Source organism: Streptomyces sp. NPDC013317 (assembly GCF_055563155.1).
In genome coordinates this window covers 281,869-304,959 of the sequence record NZ_JBVHDX010000002.1, presented here as the reverse complement: position 1 = coordinate 304,959, position 23,091 = coordinate 281,869, and the positions used below count along the sequence as shown (strand labels likewise).

The following is a 23,091-nucleotide window of genomic DNA, read 5'->3' as shown; positions in this document are numbered from 1 at the left end:
CCTCCTGCGAAGGTGTCGGAAGGATGGGCCGAGGAAGATGCGGCGGTTCCCACGCAACCGCAACGGCGCGGGTCCCGCACAGGACACTCCGCCGAACGGGCTGCGCACGCCCGCGGCGGGGGTCCGGGTTCACTCCGCTCCCGCGAGGCGTTCGATCGCGGCCATGGGGACCGGGAGCCAGTCCGGGCGGTGACGGGCCTCGTAGAGGACCTCGTAGACCGCCTTGTCCGTCTCGTACGCGCGCAGCAGAGCCGGGTCCGTGCGCGGGTCCGTGCCCGAGGCCTCCGCGTACCCCGCGCAGTACGCCGCCCGGCAGCGCGCCGCCCAGTCGGGCTTCCACGGGCGGTGCGTGCGCGCCGCGTAGTCGAAGGAGCGGAGCATCCCCGCGACGTCGCGGACCGCCGGCTGCGGACGGCACCGCTCGGCGAGCGGCTTCGCGGGCTCTCCCTCGAAGTCGATCACCGCCCAGCCGCCGTCCGTCGCCCGCAGCGTCTGCCCCAGGTGCAGATCGCCGTGCACCCGCTGCAGCCGCCCCGCGCCCACCGTGTCCCCGGCGGCCGCGAAGACCGCCCGGAGCCCGGGCACGTACGGCAGCAGCGCCGGCACCGCCTGCGCCGCCGCGTGCAGCCGCTGGTCCATCTCCCCGGCCAGCTGCTCCGCCTGCGTCCGCCGCAGCCGCTCGGTCGGCAGCGCCGTCGCCAGCGCGAGGTGCACCTCGGCCGTCGCCCGGCCGAGCGCCCGCGCCTCGTCGGTGAACTCCCGCCCGTCCGCCAGCGCGTCGAGGGCGAGCCGCCACCCGTCGCGCGAGTCCCGCAGATAGGGCTGGAGGACGCCGAGCGTGTTCGCGCCCGACTCGAACCAGGCCACCGGTGCCGGCACCCGCGCGCAGCCGGCCCGGGCCAGCGCGAGTGGCAGCTCCAGGTCCGGGTTCACCCCGGGGCTGACCCGTCGGAAGATCTTCAGGATGTACGCATCGCCGTACACGAGCGAGGAGTTGGACTGCTCGGCGTCCAGGACCCTCGGTGCGAGCGACGCGGGCAGCGGCGCCGAGCCGTGGAACGTCAGAGGGCCGATACGGCCCGGTGTGCGCAGCCGCTCGTAGAGCAGCCCGGCGAGCCGCGGGTCCCGCAGCCCTTCGTAGACCGCCCGGCCGGCCAACGGCCCCTGCCGGATCCGCCCGATCAGGGCGGGGGCGAGGCGCGGCGGCAGCTGGGTCCGTACGCCCAGGAGCAGTTGGTAGCAGTCGGCGGGCGTCCCGGCCGGGCGTGCCGGCTGTTCGACCCGTACGAGCAGGTGCAGCAGCCCGGGTCCCGTGCCGTCCAGCGGCAGCAGCTCGGTGGCCGCTTCCAGCGTGAATCCGGTGACCCGGCGGCCCTTGCCCGAGAACCAGCGCTGCCGGGGCAGCCATTCATGGAGCAGGGGAGCGAGTGACGGGAGGAGGGCGGCCGGGGCCCGGGTGGTGGATGCGGTCTCCGGCATGGCATCGCGTCCTTTCCCCGGGGGGCGCAGAATCGAGTTCGCGTGAATCGAGTTCAAATGCGCAGAGTGTCCCGGATGGCAGCATCGACTGTCCGGAAGTGCGGGACGTGTCGGGAGGGGAAGATCCATATGGGCCCGACAAGAAGGCCCGTATGGACCTGAATCGACCGTGTGTGGGACACAGTGCCCAGGGTGACGCGGGGGAAACCCGCCCCACCCCGGGCAGTTGGGCGATTTTCGGTCAGCTCTTGGCCGAACGGGCCTTCTTCAGCCGGAACCAGTAGAAGCCGTGGCCCGCCAGCGTCAGCAGGTACGGCCACTGTCCGATCGCCGGGAACCGCACCTGCCCGATCAGCTCCACGGGGCTCATCCCGTCGAACTGCCGCAGGTCGAGCTCCGTCGGCTGCGCGAAGCGCGAGAAGTTGTTCACGCAGAGCACGAGATCGTCGCCGGACTCCCGGAGGAAGGCGAGCACCGCCGGATTCGACGACGGCAGCTCCGTGTACGAGCCGAGCCCGAAGGCCCGGTTCTGCTTACGGATCTCGATCATCCGCTTCGTCCAGTGGAGCAGCGACGACGGCGAGGCCATCCCCGATTCCACGTTGGTGACCTGATAGCCGTGGACCGGGTCCATGATGGCCGGAAGCGTCAGCCGGCCCGGATCGCAGGACGAGAAGCCCGCGTTCCGGTCGGGCGTCCACTGCATCGGGGTCCGTACCCCGTCCCGGTCGCCGAGCCAGATGTTGTCGCCCATCCCGATCTCGTCGCCGTAGTACAGCACCGGCGAACCGGGCAGCGAGAAGAGCAGCGCGGTGAACAGCTCCATCTGCTTGCGGTCGTTGTCGAGCAGCGGGGCGAGCCGCCTCCGGATGCCGATGTTCGCCCGCATCCGGGGATCCTTGGCGTACTCCGCGTACATGTAGTCGCGCTCTTCGTCCGTGACCATCTCGAGCGTCAGCTCGTCGTGGTTGCGCAGGAAGATGCCCCACTGGCAGCCGTCCGGGATCGCCGGGGTCTTGGCCAGGATCTCGGAGACCGGGGTGCGTGACTCCCGCCGTACCGCCATGAAGATCCGCGGCATCACCGGGAAGTGGAACGCCATGTGGCACTCGTCGCCGCCCGAGGAGAAGTCCCCGAAGTAGTCGACCACGTCCTCCGGCCACTGGTTCGCCTCGGCGAGCAGCACCGTGTCCGGGTAGTGGTCGTCGATCTCCTTGCGGACCCGCTTCAGGAAGCCGTGGGTGGCCGGCAGGTTCTCGCAGTTGGTCCCCTCCTGCTGGTACAGGTAGGGCACGGCGTCCAGCCGGAAGCCGTCGATGCCGAGGTCCAGCCAGAACTTCAGCGCCGAGAGGATCTCCTCCTGCACCGCCGGGTTCTCGTAGTTGAGATCCGGCTGGTGCGAGAAGAACCGGTGCCAGTAGTACTGCTTGCGCACCGGGTCGAAGGTCCAGTTCGACGTCTCCGTGTCGACGAAGATGATCCGCGCGTCCTGGAACTGCTTGTCGTCGTCCGCCCAGACGTAGTAGTCCCCGTACGGGCCGTCGGGGTTGGCGCGCGACTCCTGGAACCACGGGTGCGCGTCACTCGTGTGGTTCATGACGAAGTCGATGATCACGCGCATGCCGCGCTGGTGCGCCGCGTCCACGAACTCCACGAAGTCGGCGAGATCGCCGAACTCCGGCAGCACGGACGTGTAGTCCGCGACGTCGTATCCGCCGTCCCGCAGGGGGGACTTGAAGAACGGCGGCAGCCAGAGGCAGTCGACGCCCAGCCACTGCAGGTAGTCCAGCCTGGACGTGATGCCCTTGAGGTCGCCTACGCCGTCCCCGTTGCTGTCCTGGAAGGACCGCACGAGCACTTCGTAGAAGACGGCCCGCTTGAACCAGTCCGGGTCACGGTCCTTGGCAGGCGTGTCCTCGAAGGTGTCAGGGACGGGTTCGTTGACTGTCATGGTGTGGGTGACCCTCCGGTCGACGGGGACGGTCGCAGGGCGAAGACGTGCGCGGGCGTGACGCCCGGCTCGAGGCGCACATAGTTGGCCCTGCCCCAGTGATAGGTCTCTCCGGTGAGCTCGTCGCGCACCGGTACGGTCTCGTGCCAGTCGAGGCCGAGCTCCGGCATGTCCAACGAGACCGTGGCCTCCTGGGTGTGGTGAGGATCGAGGTTGGCGACCACCAGAACGGTGTTCGAACCCGATCGCTTGCTGTACGCGATCACCGCGTCGTTGTCCGTGGCATGGAAGTGCAGGTTCCGCAGTCGGCGCAGAGCCGGATGGCGCCGCCTGACCCGGTTGAGCGTGGTGATCAGAGGCGCGATCGAGGCGCCGGTGCGCTCGGCCGACTCCCAGTCGCGGGGGCGGAGTTGGTACTTCTCCGAGTCCAGGTACTCCTCGCTGCCCTCCCGCAGCGCGGTGCCCTCGCACAGCTCGTACCCCGCGTACATGCCCCAGGTCGGCGAGAGGGTGGCCGCGAGCACCGCCCGTACCTCGAAGGCCGGCCGGCCGCCCGTCTGGAGGTACGCGTGCAGGATGTCGGGGGTGTTCACGAAGAGGTTCGGCCGCATGTGCGCCGCCGCGTCCCCGGACAGCTCCGTCAGGTACTCCGTGAGCTCGGCCTTGGTGTTGCGCCAGGTGAAGTACGTGTACGACTGCTGGAAGCCGATCGCGCCGAGGGTGTGCATCATGGCGGGCCGGGTGAAGGCCTCCGCCAGGAAGATCACGTCCGGATCGGCACCGTTGATCTCGCCGATCACCCGCTCCCAGAACACGACGGGCTTGGTGTGCGGGTTGTCTACGCGGAAGATCCGTACACCGTGGTCCATCCAGTGCCGCAGCACCCGGACGGTCTCGGCGACGATCCCGTCCATGTCCCGGTCGAACGCCACCGGATAGATGTCCTGGTACTTCTTCGGCGGGTTCTCGGCGTACGCGATCGAGCCGTCCGGGCGGTGGTGGAACCACTCCGGGTGCTTCTCCACCCACGGGTGGTCCGGCGAGCACTGGAGCGCGAAGTCGAGCGCGATCTCCAGGCGCAGCTCGCGGGCGCGGGCGACGAAGGCGTCGAAGTCCTCGAGGGTGCCCAGGTCCGGGTGGACCGCGTCGTGGCCGCCCTCGGGGGAGCCGATCGCCCACGGCACGCCGACGTCGTTCGGGCTCGCGGAGAGCGCGTTGTTGGGGCCCTTGCGGTGAGTGGTGCCGATGGGGTGGATGGGCGGGAGATAGACGACGTCGAAACCCATCGCCGCGATGGCCGGAAGACGCTCGGCCGCGGTACGGAACGTGCCCGGCTTCGTACGGCCCCGGACCTTCTTCACGCCCTCCGAGCGCGGGAAGAACTCGTACCAGGAGCCGTACAGCGCCCGCTCCCGCTCCACCTGGAGCGGCAACGCGGGGGAGGAGCTGACCAGTTCGCGCAGCGGATGCCGGTCCAGCGTCTCGGTCACCCGCGGGGCGAGCGCCGCCGCGAGCCGCGCCGCGGCAGAGCGGGACTCGTCCCGCATGGCGTCCGCCGCGGCCAGCACCGCCTCACGGCCGCCGCCCTTCTTCGGAACGCCCTTCGCGGCGCGCTCGTGCAGCTCGGCGCCCTCGGCGAGCACCAGCTCGGAGTCGATGCCGGCCGGGATCTTGATCTTCGCGGCGTGCCGCCAGGTCGCCAGCGGGTCGCTCCACGCCTCGACCGTGTAGGTCCACCGGCCCTCGGTGTCCGGCGTGACCTCGGCGCCCCACCGGTCGGTGCCGGGGGCGAGTTCGCGCATCGGGATCCAGGGCCCGGGCCGGCCGGACGGGCCGCGCAGCACGACATTGGCGGCGACGGCGTCGTGGCCCTCGCGGAAGACGGTGGCCGACACCTCGAAGGTCTCGCCGGCCACCGCCTTCGCGGGCCGGCGGCCGCAGTCGACCAGCGGGCGGACGTCCAGAACGGGAATGCGTCCCATGAGCGGATTCACAGCATCACCTGAGGGGGTACGGGGGTGCGGGTGGTGGTGCGCTCTTTGTAGCTCCGTCGACGGCTTGCGGGTTGCGGGCATGGCCGCTCCTGTCCGCGTTCACTCGGATGGCGGGTCTACGGGATGTACGTACGGGTGTGTGCCGGGGTGTTCGGGGGTGTTCGGGGGTGTACCGGGGGAGCCTTCCACCCACTCGGGGTGGGCAATCCGGCGCTTTGTTACCTACTCGGGCGTAGTGGCGCGTGCAAGGACACGGTGCCCACAACAATCCGGCCCCGTCCTTGTGGGACGGGGCCGAATGGCCGAATCTGCGCGGCGGGTGGAGGCGGGCCGGGGACGGATGGGGGCGGGGCGGGAGCGGGCCGGGGGCGCGTGGGCGGCGGCCTCACGCCCGTCGGGCACGCATGCCGCCGGGTATGCCGCGGCGTCAGCCCTGCGGGGACGGGGACTGCTCCTCCGCGTCGTCGCCGGACCACATCTGCCACGGCTGACGCGTCACCCACTCCTCCACCGGCGCGGGCCGTACCCGGAGCGCCTCTGCCGATACCCCGTCGTCGGCGGCGAGGAGCAGCGGGTCGGCCCCCGTCGCCATGTAGTGGTAGATCCCGGCGACCCCGGCCGCCGTCTCCGGACCGAGCAGCTGGCCCAGCCCGCGCTCGAAGACCTCCGGAGGGAGCTGCAGATACCGGACCGTACGCCCGAGCCCCCGGCTGAACGCGGCCGCCAGTTCGTCGCCCGTCAGCGACCCGGCCCCGCCGATGTCGAAGGTCCGGCCCTCGAGACCCTCGACGGTCAGTGCCGCGTGCACCGCCTCCGCGAGGTCCCGGTGCGACAGCCAGGCCGTCGGCGTGGAGGCGGGCAGCGGATAGGCCAGAATTCCCTCGTTCACCAGCGCCGGCCCGTTCCAGGGCGAGAACAGGTTGTCCAGGTACACCGGCGGCCGTACGACGACCAGCGGGACGCCGCTGGACCGCAGCTCCTCCTCGGCGACCCGCCGCGTCTCGAACGCGGCGACCGCGTTCGGTCCTTGCGGGAGACGGGTGTTGGCGTTGAAGACCAGGCGCACGGTCCCGGCGGCCAGCGCGGCGTGCGCCACGTTCCGCGCGTAGCGGCGTATCCGCTCCACGTCGTACACGAGCGGCATCGTCACCACGGCGTGCGTGGTCCCCTCGAAGAGCCGCCGCGCGTCGGCGGGGCGCGCCAGGTCGCCCGCGACGAAGAAGGCGCCGGGCAGCGGGGGGCGGTCCCCCGCGGGGCGCCGGGTGAGCGTCCGGACCCGGTGGTGGCGCTCGACCAGCAGACGCGCGATCGCGCCGCCCTGGAAACCGGTCGCTCCGACGACCGCGACCCGCATCGGAATCTGACTGGACATGTGTCGTTGAGGCCCTTCGATAAGGTATGGCTGCTGCCATGACGTCTTTCTCAGGCTGGCGGCGGCGGCTCACACCGTTCAATTAACAAACCGGGGCGGAAGTTGAAGGATCGTCCATGGACACCGTGGCAACCGACCGTGACGACCGGCGTGAGGATGACGAGGCCGAGGACCTCCTGAGCGAGCTGCTCAAACCGCTCCGCCTGACCGGCGTCTTCGACAGCCGGTGGCATGTCCGCGCTCCCTGGGCCATCGAGGGCGACGCGGAGCAGAGCTGTGCCGTGCTCCACTACATCGTGGAGGGCGGCTGCTGGATCACGGGCGACGGCCAGGCCCCGCTGGAGCTCAGCGCCGGCGACCTGATCGTCTTCCCGACCGGCACCGCCCACCGGCTCTCCGACCGCCCGGACCGCCAGGGCGTCCCGCTCAAGGCCGTACTGCCCGAGCGGCGGCCCGGCACGTCGGGGGAGATCCGCATCGACGGCACCGGAGCGGTGAGCCGGCTGCTGTGCGCCGGACTCCACTACGACGCCAGCGCGGCGAGCACGCTCTACACCTCGCTGCCCTGGGCCCTGGTCCTGGACGGCGCCCAGGTCGACCGCGAGCCGCTGCTCCGCGACACCCTCCGCCTGCTCGCCTCCCCGGACCGCCCCGTGGGCCCGGGCGACCGTCTCATCACCCTGCGCGCCTTCGAGATGGCCCTGGTCCTCGCACTGCGCCCCCTGCTGCGGGACCTGGCCGACAACCCGACGTCGCTGCCCCTGCTGCGCCACCCGGGCATCAGCCAGGCGATGGTGATGATCGCGACCCGATTCGCCCAGCCCTGGACGATCGACTCCCTGGCCCGCGAGGTCGGCATGTCCCGCTCGGCGTTCACGGCGGCCTTCCGCGCCCTGGTGGGCGAATCCCCGGCCCGCCACCTCACCTCCCGCCGCATGCAGGAGGCGGCCCGCCTCCTCTCCGAAACCACCCTCCCCCAGTCGGCGGTCCCGTCGAGGGTCGGCTACCAGAGCGCGGTCGGCTTCCACCTGGCGTTCCGCAAGTGGTTCGGCATGACCCCCGGTGAGTACCGGGCGGGGGTGTGCAGCGCGGCGTGATCCGCGTCCGCACGCGGCAGCACCGACGGGTACCGGGCCGCGGGGGTTCTCGACGATCCGGAAAACCGCCCCGCGAGGAGACGCGCAAGCACACGCTGCTGGGGAGGCCTTCGGCGTCGTCTTAGAGCGACAGTCGAACCCTTGAGGTGCCCGATCGTCACAAAAGCCCCATCATCCCCACGCGACTGGCCGGTTCTTAAGGACCGGTGGACGGTCGTTCATTGCCTCGTGTGTCCCGTGACGGGAAGGCTCGACTCCGGTACATGGCGTGACACACGAGGAGAGGCGATATCACCGTGACGAGGTCCGGGCAGGAGTATCTGGAGGCGCTGCGCGACGGGCGTGAGGTCTGGCTCGACGGGGAGCGGGTCAAGGACGTCACCGCGCACCCCGCCTTCCGGGCCACCGCGGGTTCCTTCGCCGGGCTCTTCGACCTCGCCCGGGACTCCCCGCACGCGCCCGATCTCGTGTCCGGCGGCGTGCACCGGGCGTACGCCGTGCCGCGGTCGTACGAGGACCTCGTCGCGCGGCGCCGGGCGTACAAGGTGTGGGCCGAGGCGAGTTACGGGTTCCTGGGGCGTACGCCGGACTACATGGCCTCGGGCGCCGCCGGGTTCGCCGCCGCTCCCGGGGTGTTCGACAGGGGGGACTTCGCGGGGAGTGAGAACGCGCTCGCCTATCACCGTCGGCTCGCCGAGGGCGGGCTGCACTGCGCCTTCACCATCACCGACCCCGCCTGCGAGGGCGTCCGGGTCGTCGAGGAGCGCGACGGCGGGATCGTCGTGCGCGGGGCCAAGACCATCGGCACCGGGGCCGTCTTCGCCGACGAGATACTCGTGGGCACGATCGAGCCGCTTCCGGAAGGGGAGGTCGATCGGGCCGTCACCTTCGCCGTACGGGTCGACACGCCTGGGCTCAAGCTCGTCTCGCGGACCTCGTACGAGGGCAACGCCCGGTCCGTCTTCGACCAGCCCCTCTCCTCCCGTTACGACGAGAACGACGCGCTGCTGGTCTGCGACGACGTCTTCGTCCCCTGGGACCGCGTGCTGACCTACCGCGACGTCGCCGCGACCGCCGCCATGTGGTGGGAGACCCCGGCGTACGTGAACTTCGTCCACCAGTCCGCCACCCGGTTCTGGACCAAGCTGGAGTTCCTCACCGGACTCGCGATCCTGCTCGCCCGGTCCAACGGCACGGAGAGCATTCCGCAGGTCACCCAGGCCATCGGGCGGCTCCTCGGGATGGTCGCCCAGGCCAAGGCGTTCGTCCTCGGCGCCGAGGCGTCCCACGAGCCCGTCGACGGCGGGCGGGGCGGTGTACGGCCCGGGCAGGAGATCTCCTTCGCCCAGCGCATCATGGCCGGCGAGCTGTACCCGCGTGCCGTGGCGGACATCAAGCTGCTCGCCGGCGGGGCGATCATCCAGACCCCGGCCAGTGGACGAGATCTGCTCCACCCCGAGCTCGGGCCGCTCGTCCAGCGTTACGTCCGTACCCCCGGCGACCCCGCCGAGAGCCGGCTCAAGCTCCTCAAGCTCGCCTGGGACGCCCTCGGTTCGGAGTTCGCCGGCCGCCACGAGCAGTACGAGCGCTTCTACCAGGGCGCCCCGCACGTCTACCTCACCATGCAGACGTGGGCCGGGGCCGCGGACGCCTGCGAGAGCCTGGCCCAGACCTGCCTGGACGGCTACGACCTGGGTACGACGAAGTGAGCGCGCCCCGGAGGGAAGGGGATCCCGGCTGGGGCCGGCGCGGGGTGAGCGAGCCGGATCCCGGTTGGGGGCGACGGCCGGCGGCCACGTGCGCTCTCCGCGCGGAGGCCTCCCCGTGACGGCCGGCCGCGTCCCCCGTGGCGCCCTCCCGCTGCTCGCCGCCACCCAGCTCCTGCTGATCCTCGACACCGCGATCGTCAACGTCGCCCTGCCCTCCGTCGGGGAGGACCTCGGGGCGGGCTCCGCCGGCCTGTCCTGGGTGGCCAACGCGTATCTCATCGCCTTCGGCGGGCTGTTGCTGCTCGGCGGGCGCGCCGCCGACCTGCTCGGACACCGGCGTGTGTTCCGGGCCGGACTCGTGCTGCTCGCCGCCGCCTCCGCGCTCGGCGGGCTCGCGCCGAGCGCGGGTGTCCTGGTCGCCGCCCGGGCCGCGCAGGGCGTCGGAGCCGCGTTCGCCGCGGCCGCGGCGTTCGCCCTGCTGCTCGTCCTCTTCCCCGACGGGCCCGCCCGGCACAAGGCGCTCGGCGCGTTCGCCGCGATGGGTGGTCTGGGCGGCGTCCTCGGCACCGTACTCGGCGGGGTGCTCACCGACCTCCTGAGCTGGCGCTCCACCTTCTGGCTCAACGTCCTCGCCGCCGCCGTCCTGGCCCTGTGGGGGTCCGCCGTCCTGCGCGGAACCCCCAAGTCCGCCCAGGCGCCCGGCTTCGACCTCGCCGGCGCGCTCAGCGTCACCGCCGGGCTCGCCCTCGTCGCGTACGCGCTCGTCGGGTCCGCCGCGCACGGATGGCTCTCCGCGCCGACCCTCGGAGCGGGCGGCGCCGGCCTCGTCCTGCTCGCCGTGTTCGCCGTCGTCGAGACCCGTACCGCCCGGCCCCTCGTCCCGCCCGCCGTCCTCGCCCGCCCCGCGCTTCGGCTCGCCAACCTGCTCAGCGCCCTCGCCCAGATGACGCTGTTCCCGATGTTCTTCCTGGTCAGCCTCTATCTGCAGAGCGTCGTCGGGTACGCCCCACTCGGCGGCGGGCTCGGACTCCTGCCGCTCTCCCTCGTCGTCGTCGCGGTCGCCCCGCAGACCGGCCGGCTCATATTCCGCCTCGGCCTGACGCGGACCATGACGCTCGGCTTCACGCTGCTGTGCGCCGGCACCGTCTGGCTCGCCCTCGCGCTCCGGCCCGACGGCACGTTCCTCACCACCGTCCTCGCGCCGAGCCTGCTGCTCGGCGCCGCCCTGCCGCTGGTCATGGTCGCCACCAACGTGGCCGCCACCGCCGACGCCGCCCCCGCGGAGACCGGTCTCGCCTCCGGACTCGTCAACACCGCCCAGCAGTTCGGTTCGGTGCTCGGTCTCGCCGTCCTCGTGGCCGTCGCCGCCACCCATGGCGAATCGGCCAACGCGGCCGCGCGGACCGATGGATTCAGGGCCGCTCTGCTCGTCGGCGGGGCCTTTGCCGCCGTCGCCGCCGTGACCTCCTTACGCTTGCGCCTGCCCACGCCCACCCCGGCGCCGCCACGTCAGGGGCGCGTGGCCGAACCGCGATGACCGCGACGGCCTCGGTGAACGCGATGACGCGATCACCTCGGCGACCGCGATGATCGCGATGGCCGCGATGACTTCGGTGACCGCGGTGACCACGTAGACCCGGCGAGTGAGCCGAAGGGCGTCGCGGGTGTCGAGAGGGGAGTTCGCGCGCAGGTCCCGAGGAACGCGGGACCGAAGCGCGACCGACCGTCGACGCGCGCGCGAGGCGCCCGGAGGTGAACGAGCCCCAAATGGAGGGGGCATTTCCGTTGGCCCTGTACGACCTTGTCGCACCCCGACTCGAGGAACGCGGCGACCCGCGCTATCGCATAGCCGACATACGCGACGCCGATCCACTCGGCGCCGACGCCCTGCTCGCCGCGGTGCCCGCGATGAACGAACACGCCGATGTGCCCGCGCTCACCGTCGCGCTGCGGGCCCTCCTCCCGGAACGCGAACTCGCCGCCGAGTGGAGCGTCGTGGACGCGCTCGCCGCGATGCGCGACCTCGGCATCCTGCTCGGTTCGCTGAAACGTCACGGCACGCAGCCCGCGGCCGCCGTCCCCGAGGTCGTCCCGATCCTGGAACTCCTCGGCCGCCGCACCGACATGGTGCCGCGGGACACCGTCCACCACTACACGACCTGGAACCCGCTCGGCCCGCGCCAGCGCATGTACACCGGAGACCCCATGGAGGGCCGGCTCCAGGAGGCCGTCCGGATGACGTTCCCCGGCCTGGTCGCCGCCCTCGACACCTGCGCGCGGCTCGCCACGCTGGAGCCGTACGACCCCGGCTTCGCGGTCGCGCTCGACCGCACCGCCCACCACGTCCAGTCCATCGTCGACGCCATCGACTACACGGTCGCCCATGTCAGCCCGGAGTACTTCGCGCTCACCCTGCGCCCGTACTTCGAGGAGATCGACGTCGACGGGCGCGACTACCTCGGCCCCGCCGCCGCCCAGGTGCCCCTCTGGCTGATCGACCTGACGCTCTGGCAGTGCGACCGCTCCGACCCGGCGTACGACGCCTTCCTCACCGACTCCGTCGAGTACAGCCTGCCGTCCTGGCGGGAGTTCCACGCCCGGTACGCCGGCGGGATCTCCGCCGTCAGCAAGCTCTCGGCCGCCGTCAGCTGGGAGAGCGGCGACCGGCTGCCCCCGCAACTGGCCGCCTCCGCCCACGCGCTCGGCCGGGTCCTGAAGATCCTCAAGACCTTCCGCGCCCGGCACATCGGCATCGCCCGCAAGGCGTACGCGGACGACGTGCGGCTGTACGACGAGGGCAGCGGCGGCGCTCCCGTCGCCCTGCTGCGCTCGATACTCGACCTGACCAGGGACAACGAGACGCTGGTACGCCGCGCCTCCCAGGGCGTGTCGGGGGCGGCCCCGTCCCGGGCGACCGCCCGCTCCACGACCGCCCGCTCCACGACGGCCCGGTCCCAGGCGGCCCACGCCGCTCCCCGGACAGCTCCGGCCGCCGCGGCCCCTTCCCCCGTCTCCTCGGCCGCCGTGTCCTCCGCCGCCCCTGCGTACGCCCCTCGGGCGTACGCCGCCGGCCGCCCAGGGGGGCTCCGATGAGGCATCCCGCTCCGCACACCCCGCCCGCACCGGACGGCGGACTGCTCCACGTCGTCGTGGCCGGCGGCGGCATCGCGGGCCTCACCGCCGCCCTCTCCCTGCACGCCGCGGGATTCGACCGCGTCACGGTCGTCGAGTCCGTCCGGGAGAACCGCCCCGTCGGCGCCGGACTCAACCTGATGCCCCACGCGGTCCGCGAACTGGACGCGCTGGGCCTCCTGTCCCGCCTCGAAGCCGGGGCCCTGCGCACCCGCGAGCTGCGTTACTACCACCGTTCCGGCGGCCTGATCGCCCGGGAACCCCGGGGCCTGGGCGCCGGCTACCGGTGGCCCCAGCTCTCCATCCACCGCGCCCACCTCCAGCAGGTCCTGGCCGAGGCGGTACGGGAACGGCTCGGCGCCGCAGCCCTCGTGACCGGCGTCCGGGTGACCGGCGTCGAACCGCTCCCCGACGGCCGCCCCCGGATCCAGCTGGTCCACCGGGACGGTGCGGTCCGGGGCCGGGCCTCCCTCGAACCGGACGTGCTCGTCGGCGCCGACGGCATCCGCTCGGCCGTCCGGGCGGCGCTCAACCCCGGCGAAGGCGCACCGCCGTGGAACGGGACCCTGGTGTGGCGTGGCGTGTCCCGGATGCCTGCCCGGTCCGTCGGCACCTTCATGCTCATCGCGGGCGACGACCGCCAGAAGGCCGTGGTCTACCCGATGAGCGAGCCTTCCGGCCCCTCCCGCGAGGTCCTGGTGAACTGGGCCCTCGCAAGGCCGGCCGACACGGCGGACGAGCGCTACCTCGGCGACTGGAACCGTCCCGTCTCCGTGGAGTCCTTCCTGCACCACTACGAGGGCTGGGAGTTCGACGGCGTCAGCGTCACCGACGTCCTCAGGGCCGCCGACACCGCCCACGAGTACCCGATGGTCGACCGCGAGCCGCTGACCCGGTGGAGCCACGGCCGGACCACCCTCATCGGCGACGCGGCCCACGCCATGTACCCGGTGGGCTCCAACGGCGCCTCGCAGTCCATCCTCGACGCGCGCGCCCTCGCCCACTCCCTCGCGCTCCACCACGACCCGGCCGAGGCCCTCGCCGCCTACGAAGCGGCCCGCAGGCCCGTCACCACCGAACTGCAGCGCGCCAACCGCAGGCTCGGCCCCGAGGTCGTCATCAGCATGGCGCACGAGCGGGCGCCGCACGGCTTCACCGACATCCACCAGGTGATCCCCGCCGCCGAGCTGGCCGCCGTCGCCGCACGCTACGCCGTCAGCGGCGCGGCCGACCCCGCCACCGTGAACGAAGGCTCGCCCTACGAGGTGCGAAGCGGCCACGAGCCGCACAGCGCGCCGTACGTCGGCGCCCCACCCGTGCGCGCGCCGCGCTGACGCCCCTCCCGGGCCACGGCACCACCCCCGCGCGCCGTGGCCCGGGAGCGCGGGTTGGCCTACCTTCGGTGGATGCACGACCGGCTGCACAGCGTGGTGCGTCGGCTCCGCTCCGTCATCCCCTGCGAAGGTGGAACACGTGAAGGCAATCCGTCGATTCACCGTGCGTCCCGTCCTCCCCGACACCCTTCGACCCCTCACCGACCTCGCGCGGAACCTGCGCTGGTCCTGGCACGACCCGACCCGTGAGCTCTTCGACTCCGTCGACCCCGACCGCGCCGGCCGCGCCGCGGACCGCCGTGCCGACGACCTCGACCCGGTCCGTCTGCTGGGCTCCGTCTCCGCCGCCCGCCTCGCCGCCCTCGCCGGCGACGAGGACTTCCAGGCCCGGCTGCGCGCCGCGGCCGAGGACCTCGACCACTATCTGCACGCCCCCCGCTGGTACCAGGAGGAGCGGGAGCGCCACGGCGACCTGCCCGCCTGCATCGCCTACTTCTCACCCGAGTTCGGGGTCGCCGCGGCCCTGCCCCAGTACTCCGGCGGCCTCGGCATCCTGGCCGGCGACCATCTGAAAGCCGCCAGCGACCTGGGCGTACCGCTCATCGGCGTCGGCCTGCTCTACCGGCACGGCTACTTCCGCCAGTCGCTCTCCCGCGAGGGCTGGCAGCAGGAGCAGTACCCCGTCCTCGACCCCGGCGAGCTGCCCGTGACCCTCCTCCGGGAGAGCGACGGCAGCCCCGCCCGGGTCACCCTCGCGCTGCCCGGCGGCCGCTCACTGGACGCCCACATCTGGACCGCCCAGGTGGGACGCGTACCGCTGCTGATGCTCGACTCCGACGTCGAGGGGAACGCCCCGGCCGAACGCGAGGTCACCGACCGGCTGTACGGCGGCGGCAGCGAGCACCGGCTTCTCCAGGAGATGCTGCTCGGCATCGGCGGCGTCCGCGCCGTCCGCACGTACTGCCGGCTCACCGGCACCCCCGCGCCCGAGGTCTTCCACACCAACGAGGGCCACGCCGGCTTCCTGGGCCTCGAACGCATCAGGGAACTGGCTGAGCGGGGCCTCGACTTCGACGCGGCCCTGGAGACCGTCCGGGCCGGGACGGTCTTCACCACCCACACCCCCGTCCCCGCCGGCATCGACCGCTTCGAGCGGAGCGTCGTCGCCCGTCATCTCGGCGAGGACGGTGAGCTCGCCGGCGTCGACGTCGGCCGGATCCTGGCCCTCGGCGACGAGACCCCCCTCGGCGGCGAGCCCGGTCTCTTCAACATGGCCGCCATGGGTCTGCGGCTCGCCCAGCGTGCCAACGGCGTCTCCACCCTCCACGGCTCGGTCAGCCGCGAGATGTTCGCCGGTCTCTGGCCGGGCTTCGATCCGGAGGAGGTGCCCATCGGCTCGATCACCAACGGTGTCCACGCGCCGACCTGGACCGCGCCCGAGGTCGGCCGCCGCTCCGAGGGGGCCGACGACCGGGAGCTGTGGGAGCTGCGCCGCACCCTGCGTGAACAGCTGGTGACCGAGGTACGGGAGCGGGTGCGGCGCTCCTGGCGGCAGCGGGGCGCGGGGGCGGCCGAACTCGGCTGGACCGACACCGTCCTGGACCCGGACGTGCTCACCATCGGGTTCGCGCGCAGGGTCCCCTCGTACAAGCGGCTCACGCTGATGCTGCGCGATCCCGACCGGCTGCGGGCGCTGCTGCTCCACCCCGAGCGGCCCGTGCAGCTCGTCGTGGCGGGCAAGGCGCACCCGGCCGACCACGGAGGGAAGCGGCTCGTGCAGGAGCTGGTGCGGTTCGCCGACGACCCGCGGGTGCGGCACCGGATCGTCTTCCTGCCCGACTACGGCATGGCCATGGCGCGCAGGCTCTACCCGGGCTGTGACGTCTGGTTGAACAATCCGCTGCGCCCGCTGGAGGCCTGTGGGACGAGCGGGATGAAGGCGGCCCTGAACGGCTGTCTCAACCTCTCGGTCCTGGACGGCTGGTGGGACGAGTGGTACGAGTCCGACTTCGGCTGGGCCATCCCCACGGCCGACGGGGCGTCGGCGACGGACGAGGAGCGCCGCGACGACCTGGAGGCCGCCGCGCTCTACGAGCTGATCGAGCGCCGGGTCGCGCCCCGCTTCTACGACCGGGGCCCGGACGGCGTGCCGGTCCGCTGGACCGAGATGGTCCGCAGGACGCTGAGCGACCTCGGCCCGAAGGTGCTCGCCGACCGGATGGTGCGTGAGTACGTGGAGCGGCTGTACGCCCCGGCGGCGCGGGCCCACCGGGCTCTGGCCCCGGCGGCCGCGCGGGAGCTCGCGGAGTGGAAGTCCCGGGTGCGGGGCGGCTGGTCGAAGGTGGCGGTCGACCACATCGAGGTGGGCGAGATCGGCGAGGACCTGGCCGACGCGGAGCTCGGCGCGACCACGGCGGTGCGGGTCAGCGTGGCGCTCGGCGACCTCCTGCCGGACGACATCGAGGTGCAGGCGGTGGCCGGCCGCGTCACTCCGGACGACGCTCTGGTGGACACCCGGGTGTGCGTGCTGAAGCCCGCCGGAGGAGGCCCGGACCTGGAGGGCAGGGTGCCCTACGAGGGCTCCCTCGTCCTGGACCGAACGGGCTCCTTCGGTTGCACGGTGCGGGTGCTGCCCGCCCACCGGCTGCTGGCCTCCGCGGCGGAGCTGGGTCTGGTGACCCTGCCGACGGAGGCGACGCGCGAGGGGGCGGGGGTCCTGATGCGCTGACGACACAGGTATGGACCAGGGTCTTGACGTGTCCATGAGTTGCCTTTACGTTCCACGCTCGCCGCGGAGTTCATTCACCCGTGCGTCGTCCACATACAGGAACGGAAGGCACCCCCCACATGCGCCTCACTACCCTGGTCCCCGCCCTCGCGGCGAGTCTCGCCGCGGCCCTCGCCGTCACGCTCGCCCCGACGGCCTCCGCAGGCCCCGAACAGGCGGCGGCGTCCCCGGCCCGGGCCGCCGCCCCCGCATCGGCCGCCGCCCCGGCGGCCTTCACCCACCCCGGGGTCGTCGTGTCCCGGCCGCAACTCGACTTCGTACGGTCGAAGGTGCAGGCCGGGGCGCAGCCCTGGAAGGGCGCCTACGACCACATGATGGCGAGCTCCTACGCCTCCCTCACGCGCGCCCCCGAGCCGCGCGCGATCGTCGAGTGCGGCTCCTCCTCCAATCCCAACCACGGCTGCACCGACGAGCGGCAGGACGCCGTCGCCGCCTACACCCAGGCGCTGGCCTGGTACATCACCCGGGACGCCCGCCACGCGCGGAAGGCGATCGAGATCATGGACGCGTGGTCGGCCGTGATCACGGACCACACCAACTCCAACGCCCCGCTCCAGACCGGCTGGGCCGGCTCCTCATGGCCCCGGGCGGCCGAGATCATCAAGCACACCTACACCGGCGGCTGGGCGAACTCCGGCCGCTTCGCGACCATGCTGCGCACCGTCTACCTCCCCGAGATCATCAACGGGGCCGCGACGAAGAACGGCAACTGGGAACTCATCATGACCGAGGCCGCGCTCGGCATCGCCGTCCACCTGGAGGACCGCGCGGCCTACGACAAGGCCGTGAAGACCTATCTCGGCCGGGTCCCCGCGTACATCTACCTGACCGCCGACGGCGCCACGCCCAAGCCGCCGCCGAACAGCGGCATCGACACCCGCGACGAGATCGTGAAGTACTGGCAGGGCCAGTCCACCTTCGCCGACGGCCTCTCCCAGGAGACCTGCCGGGACTTCGGCCACACCGGCTGGGGCCTCGCCGCGGCCGTCCACACCGCCGAGACCAGCCGGATCCAGGGCGCGGACCTCTACCCCCAGGTCTCCGAGCGGCTGCGGCACGCGCTCGGCTTCCACACCAGGTACGAGAACGGCACGGCGGTCCCGTCCTGGCTCTGCGGCGGCACGGTGAAGAAGGGCTTCGGGAACGTGACCGAGATGGGCTACAACGCCCTCAACGGCCGGATGGGGATCGGCATGACGAACACCGGGATCTACACCGAGGCACGCCGGCCCTCCGGCACGGACGACTACTTCGTCTCCTGGGAGACCTTGACCCACGCCGGCAACCCGAACTGACGGCGGCTCATCCGACGACCGCCCTCGCGGCCGGCCACCCGTCGACGAGACACGGGCGGCAGACGGGACGGAGGCCGTCATCGCCGCCCGAACAGGCGGACGCCCGGAGGGCACGAGCCCCCCGGGCGTCCGTCACTCACTCACCCGGTGTTACGGGAACGTCAGCTTGAAGCTGTTGATGTAGCCGGTGTCGATCGCGGCCCGGTCCTGGACACGGAGCTTCCAGGCGCCGTTGGCGACCTCCGAGGAGGCGTTCACGGTGTAGGTCTGCACGATGTTGTCGGCGCTGCCGCCGGACCGGTTGTGCAGGTTGTAGACCGAGCCGTCGGGGGCGACGAGGTCGACGACGAGGTCACCGCGGTAGGTGTGGACGATGTTCACGTCCACCGCGAGGTTCGAGGGCGCGTTGCCGGTGAGTCCGGTGACGTTGACCGTCGAGGTCACCGCGGCGCCGTTGTCCGGGATGGACACGTCGGCCGTGTTCTCGAAGACCTTGCCCGGGTTCGGGTTGCCGCCGCCGGGGCGCGAGCCCACGTTGATGCCGGCCCAGGCGTGCTCGACGGCCAGGACCTCGGGGCTGCCGGCGCCGTACAGCTCGGTGGCCACCGCGACCGTACCGGTGCGCGCACCGGCGTAGTTGGTGTTCGAGCTGAACTTGGTGGTGAGCGCCTTGAACCAGATCAGCGCGGCCTTGTCGCGGCCGATGCCGGTGACGGGCAGGCCGTCGGAGGTCGGCGAGTCGTAGTTGACGCCGTTGACGGTCTTGGCGCCGCTGCCCTCGGAGAGCAGGTAGAACCAGTGGTTCGCCGGGCCCGAGGAGTAGTGGACGTCGATGCCGCCGATGCCCGAGTACCAGGCGTCCTTGGACGAGCCGTCCTTGCTCGGCTTGTCCATGTAGCGCAGCGGGGTGCCGTTGCCGCGGATGTCGATCTTCTCGCCGACGAGGTAGTCGCCCTTGTCCTGGGCGTTGTTGGCGTAGAACTCGACGGCCGCCGCGAAGATGTCGGAGGTGGCCTCGTTCAGACCGCCGGACTCACCGCTGTAGACCAGGCCGGCCGTGTTGGAGGTGACGCCGTGCGTCATCTCGTGCGCGGCGACGTCGATCGAGGTGAGCGGCTTGGTGTTGCCCGAGCCGTCGCCGTACGTCATGCAGAAGCAGGAGTCCTGCCAGAAGGCGTTGACGTACGCGTTGCCGTAGTGGACCCGGGAGTACGCGCCGACGCCGTCACCGCGGATGCCGGAGCGGCCGTGCACGTTCTTGTAGTAGTCCCAGGTGACAGCGGCGCCGAAGTGCGCGTCCGCGCCCGCGGTCTCGGGGTTGGTGGCGGTGCCGTCGCCCCAGACGTCGTCGGAGCCGGAGAAGAGCGTTCCGGTGCCGGACGTACCGCGGTTGAGGTTGTACGTCTTGTGGTTGCCGCGGCCGGTGTCGGTCAGCGTGTACGACGGCGCGGTGCCCAGCGTCACCTGGCCGCTGTACTGCGTGTTGCCGGTACCGGTGTGGACGGCCTGCCACTCGTACAGCTTCGCGCCGCTGGTGGCGTCGGTGACGACGTGCAGCTCGTTCGGGGTGCCGTCGTGCTGGAGGCCGCCGACGACGGTCTCGTACGCGAGGACGGGCGAACCCTGCGCCATCCAGACGACCTTGCGCGGGGCGCGCTCGGCTGAGGTCTTCTTCGAGCCCTCCGCGGCAGCGGCACCGAGCGCCTGCCGCTCGGCGGCGGCCGGGGCGACGTCGGCGGTCATGTCGACGTTCTTCAGCTCCGCGCGGGAGGCCTTGGTGACGCCCTGCGTCACACCGGCCTTGGTCTCCTGGACGACCAGGTCGCCGCCGAGGACCGGGAGGCCGGCGTAGGTGCGCTCGTAGCGCGTGTGCGTGGTGCCGTCGCGGTCCTGGACGACGTCCCGGACGACGAGCTTCTCCTGAGCGCCGAGGCCGAGGGACTTGGCGGTCGCCGCCTTGTCGGCGTCCGCCGCGCGTATCAGCGCGGTGCGCTGGGCGGGGGACAGATCGGCGGGCAGCTTGCCGGGGTTCGCGGCCAGGGCCTTCGGGGCGACCGCGGCCGGTCCGGCGGTGTCCGCCGCGGTGGCGGAACCCGTCTGGACGGTGACGGCGATCATGGCGGCGGCAGCGATCAGGGCGCCGGTCGCGGTGGCGCGACGGCTGGGCGTGGATCTCACGCAGACTCCTTTTGCGAGGGGGGTACCGGACGGCTGGGTGGGTCGCCCGGGCGGAGCAAGCAGAGCTGTGGAGCACGAACTCACTGACGAGTCGGGGAGAGAGTGGCAGGGGTGACACGTATCTGTCAGGAGCGCGTCAACAAGTTGGCCGGAAATCGTCCGGTGCCCGAATGGTCGTGTTCGTTAACCGGACGTTTCGTCGATCATGGCCGCGACGCCGTCCAGCGTTCTCCGCAGCCCGAACTCGAAGAGCGTCTCCAGGTCGAGCGCGAAGTCCTCGCCCTCGCTCAGACCGTTGAGCAGCGGGTACGCGCCACCGCCCGAGATGGCGTCATAGCGTGGCTCGTTCCGCTCCATCCACTCGCCGTCCGAGATCCCCGAGTCCTGCCGCGCCTGCTCCTCCAGGTCGTCGGCCATGGCCACTCCTTGGACATAGGCGAAGATCACCAGATGCGTGTGGATCTTCTCGAACGGCGTCAGGGGCGTTCCCCTCAGCACGCCGAGCACCCACTCCGTGTACGCCATCGCGTTCGGTGAGGCGATCGGCCGCGTGAACGACGCCATCGCGTGCGCCATCCAGCGGTGCCGCGCGTAGACCCCGCGCAGCCAGCGGGCCGCCTGCTCCATCCCCGTACGCCAGTCCGCCGGCACCGGCCCCAACGGCACCTCTCCGCAGGCCGCGTCCGTCATCAGCCGCACCAGCTCGCCCTTGCCCGGTACATGCCGGTAGAGCGCCATCGTCGATGTTCCCAGCCGCGTCGCGATCCGGCGCATGGACAGCGCCGACAGCCCCTCGGCGTCGGCGAGTTCGAGGGCGACCCGGACGATCCGCTCACGCGTCAGGTCCTTCGCGGCCGGACCGCTCGACGATCCGGCCATGACCACCACCGTTCCGACACCCGGCTCGACCCGGACGAGGCCCTCCTGGCGCAGCGCCGCGAGGGCCTTCGTGGCCGTCGCCATCGCCACGCCCCACTCGCGGGTGATGGCACGGGTGGAGGGGACGCGGTCGCCCGGGGACAGCTCCCCCGCACGGATCCGGCGACGGATCTCGGCGGCGATGGCGAGGTAGGGCGGCGGCGTCGTCACGGCGGGCAGTGTACTAGTGCACCTGACGCCCCGTACACGCGAACGACCTTGGGGTTCGCCTCTCGAAGGCGGGGCGCACTAGGGCGAGGGTGGCACCGTACGCACAGGGCTGTTTCGCTCCCCGCATGACGCTCACGACACCACCGGAAGAGGCTCTTGCCGGCCGCCGCGAATGGACCGCGCTCGGCGTGCTGATGCTGCCGCTGCTCCTCGTCTCCATGGACGTCTCCGTCCTCTACTTCGCCATCCCGTCCATCAGTGCCGACCTGCGCCCCGGGGCCACCGAACAGCTCTGGATCCTCGACATGTACGGCTTCGTGCTCGCCGGACTCCTCATCACCATGGGGGCGTTGGGCGACCGGATCGGCCGCCGCCGACTGCTCCTCTTCGGAGCGGGCCTCTTCGGCGCCGCCTCCCTCGCCGCCGCCTACGCCCACAGCCCCGGCGCACTGATCGCCGCTCGCGCACTGCTCGGCGTCGCGGGGGCGTGCCTGATGCCGTCCACCCTGGCCCTGATCCGCACGCTCTTCCGCGACGAGGCCCAGCGGGCCAAGGCCGTCACCACCTGGACCGCCGTCATGGCCGGCGGGATCTCGCTCGGCCCGGTCGTCAGCGGAGCCCTCGTCGAACACTTCTGGTGGGGCTCGGTGTTCCTCCTCAACCTGCCCGCGATGCTCAAGCTCCTGCTCCTCGGCCCGGCCCTCCTGCCGGAGTCCAGGGGCCCCCGGGCGCCCGGCCGGTTCGACTGGCCGAGCGCGCTCCTCTCCCTGGCCGCGCTGCTGCCCCTGATCCACGGCATCAAGGAGATCGCCGAGGAGGGCGCCCGGCCGCTCCCGCTCCTCACCGTCACGGCGGGCCTGCTCGTCGCCGTGGTCTTCCTGCGCCGTCAGGCCCGGCTCGCGGAGCCGATGGTGGACCTGGCGCTGCTGCGTACACGGGCGTTCGGAGGCTCGGTCCTCGCCAACCTGCTCGCGATGCTGGCCACGGTCGGCTTCGCCGTCTTCGTCACCCAGTACCTCCAGTCCGTCCTCGGCCGGAGCCCGTTCGAGGCGGCGCTGCTGAGCCTCGTCCCGTCGGCGGGCGTCATGGTCGCCGCCCCGCTCGGCGCCGCGCTCGCCCGGCGGTTCGACCGGGCGTACGTGATGGCGGGCGGATTCCTGCTCTCCGCGGGCGGCTTCGCCTCGCTGACCCTCCTCGGGACCGACACCCCGCTCTGGGCGCTGCTCACGGCCGCCACCGTCTACGCCTCCGGGCTCGTCTCCGCCATGACGCTCGCCAACGAGAGCGCCCTGGGCGCGGCCCCTCCCGAGCGGGCGGGCGCCGCGGCCGCCGTCCTCGAATCGGGCACCGAACTCGGCGGCTCGCTCGGCATGGCGCTCCTCGGCTCGATCGGCGCCGCCGTCTACACCGACGCCATGCCGGCCTCCGCCCCGGCGGCGGCCCGCGAGACCCTCGGCGGCGCGCTCACCACCCCCGGCCCCGTCCTCGACGCGGCCCGCACCGCCTTCACCGACGCCCTGAACCGGGCGGCGGGCGGAGCCGCCCTGGTCATGCTCGGAGCGACGGCGCTCTGCGTCTGCGCGCTCGGCCGCGGCCGCACGACGAAGGCGGCCGTGGCCTACGCCGTGGAGGACGAGGGCGCCGTACGCGACGCCCGTCCGGGGAACGCCTGA

Annotated in this window: 14 protein-coding genes; 8 read left to right on the top strand and 6 right to left on the bottom strand. The window is 72.2% G+C overall.

The window, feature by feature from the left end:
• Nucleotides 1–129: 129 nt before the first annotated feature.
• From ACZ3IJ_RS06085 to ACZ3IJ_RS06070, 4 genes are all read right to left on the bottom strand, one after another.
• Nucleotides 130–1,479 carry a maltokinase N-terminal cap-like domain-containing protein gene (locus tag ACZ3IJ_RS06085; protein ID WP_467466489.1) on the bottom strand — a complete coding sequence of 450 codons (1,350 nt, stop codon included), beginning with the start codon at nucleotides 1,477–1,479 and terminating at the stop codon, nucleotides 130–132.
• A gap of 241 nt (nucleotides 1,480–1,720) precedes the next feature.
• Nucleotides 1,721–3,430: a maltose alpha-D-glucosyltransferase gene (gene treS, locus ACZ3IJ_RS06080; RefSeq protein ID WP_467466488.1), complete on the bottom strand. Its 1,710-nt coding sequence runs from the start codon at nucleotides 3,428–3,430 to the stop codon at nucleotides 1,721–1,723.
• Nucleotides 3,427–5,412: an alpha-1,4-glucan--maltose-1-phosphate maltosyltransferase gene (locus tag ACZ3IJ_RS06075; protein WP_467466487.1), complete on the bottom strand. Its 1,986-nt coding sequence runs from the start codon at nucleotides 5,410–5,412 to the stop codon at nucleotides 3,427–3,429. The genes treS and ACZ3IJ_RS06075 overlap by 4 nt, the downstream gene beginning before the upstream one ends.
• Before the next feature lie 439 nt (nucleotides 5,413–5,851).
• Nucleotides 5,852–6,796 (bottom strand): SDR family oxidoreductase, encoded by a 945-nt coding sequence (locus tag ACZ3IJ_RS06070; protein WP_467466486.1) that lies wholly within the window; start codon nucleotides 6,794–6,796, stop codon nucleotides 5,852–5,854.
• A 116-nt stretch (nucleotides 6,797–6,912) separates the two neighbouring features.
• Between ACZ3IJ_RS06070 and ACZ3IJ_RS06065 the strand changes: the two genes are divergently transcribed.
• From ACZ3IJ_RS06065 to ACZ3IJ_RS06035, 7 genes are all read left to right on the top strand, one after another.
• Entirely contained in the window at nucleotides 6,913–7,893 is a 981-nt protein-coding gene (locus ACZ3IJ_RS06065; RefSeq protein WP_391798358.1) for an AraC family transcriptional regulator, read from the top strand.
• Between the two features lie 296 nt (nucleotides 7,894–8,189).
• Entirely contained in the window at nucleotides 8,190–9,602 is a 1,413-nt protein-coding gene (locus tag ACZ3IJ_RS06060; protein ID WP_467466485.1) for a 4-hydroxyphenylacetate 3-hydroxylase family protein, read from the top strand.
• Nucleotides 9,603–9,717: 115 nt separating this feature from the next.
• Complete coding sequence (locus ACZ3IJ_RS06055) at nucleotides 9,718–11,139, top strand: MFS transporter (RefSeq protein WP_467466483.1); 1,422 nt, start codon at nucleotides 9,718–9,720, stop codon at nucleotides 11,137–11,139.
• Nucleotides 11,140–11,354: 215 nt separating this feature from the next.
• Nucleotides 11,355–12,695 (top strand): monodechloroaminopyrrolnitrin synthase PrnB family protein, encoded by a 1,341-nt coding sequence (locus ACZ3IJ_RS06050; RefSeq protein ID WP_467466482.1) that lies wholly within the window; start codon nucleotides 11,355–11,357, stop codon nucleotides 12,693–12,695.
• A complete protein-coding gene (locus ACZ3IJ_RS06045) occupies nucleotides 12,692–14,068 on the top strand; it encodes an FAD-dependent monooxygenase (RefSeq protein ID WP_467466481.1) in 1,377 nt (458 codons plus the stop codon). The genes ACZ3IJ_RS06050 and ACZ3IJ_RS06045 overlap by 4 nt, the downstream gene beginning before the upstream one ends.
• 139 nt (nucleotides 14,069–14,207) lie before the next feature.
• Entirely contained in the window at nucleotides 14,208–16,796 is a 2,589-nt protein-coding gene (gene glgP / locus ACZ3IJ_RS06040) for an alpha-glucan family phosphorylase (protein WP_467466480.1), read from the top strand.
• 119 nt (nucleotides 16,797–16,915) lie between these two features.
• A complete protein-coding gene (locus ACZ3IJ_RS06035) occupies nucleotides 16,916–18,151 on the top strand; it encodes an alginate lyase family protein (RefSeq protein ID WP_467466479.1) in 1,236 nt (411 codons plus the stop codon).
• 150 nt (nucleotides 18,152–18,301) lie between these two features.
• On the opposite strand, the gene ACZ3IJ_RS06030 is transcribed toward ACZ3IJ_RS06035, so the two are convergent.
• On the bottom strand, nucleotides 18,302–20,329 hold the full coding sequence (locus ACZ3IJ_RS06030; protein WP_467466478.1) for a M4 family metallopeptidase: 2,028 nt from the start codon (nucleotides 20,327–20,329) through the stop codon (nucleotides 18,302–18,304).
• A gap of 183 nt (nucleotides 20,330–20,512) precedes the next feature.
• Nucleotides 20,513–21,418 (bottom strand): TetR/AcrR family transcriptional regulator C-terminal domain-containing protein, encoded by a 906-nt coding sequence (locus ACZ3IJ_RS06025; RefSeq protein ID WP_467466477.1) that lies wholly within the window; start codon nucleotides 21,416–21,418, stop codon nucleotides 20,513–20,515.
• A gap of 125 nt (nucleotides 21,419–21,543) precedes the next feature.
• On the opposite strand from ACZ3IJ_RS06025, the gene ACZ3IJ_RS06020 reads away from it, so the two are divergent.
• Entirely contained in the window at nucleotides 21,544–23,091 is a 1,548-nt protein-coding gene (locus ACZ3IJ_RS06020) for an MFS transporter (RefSeq protein WP_467466476.1), read from the top strand.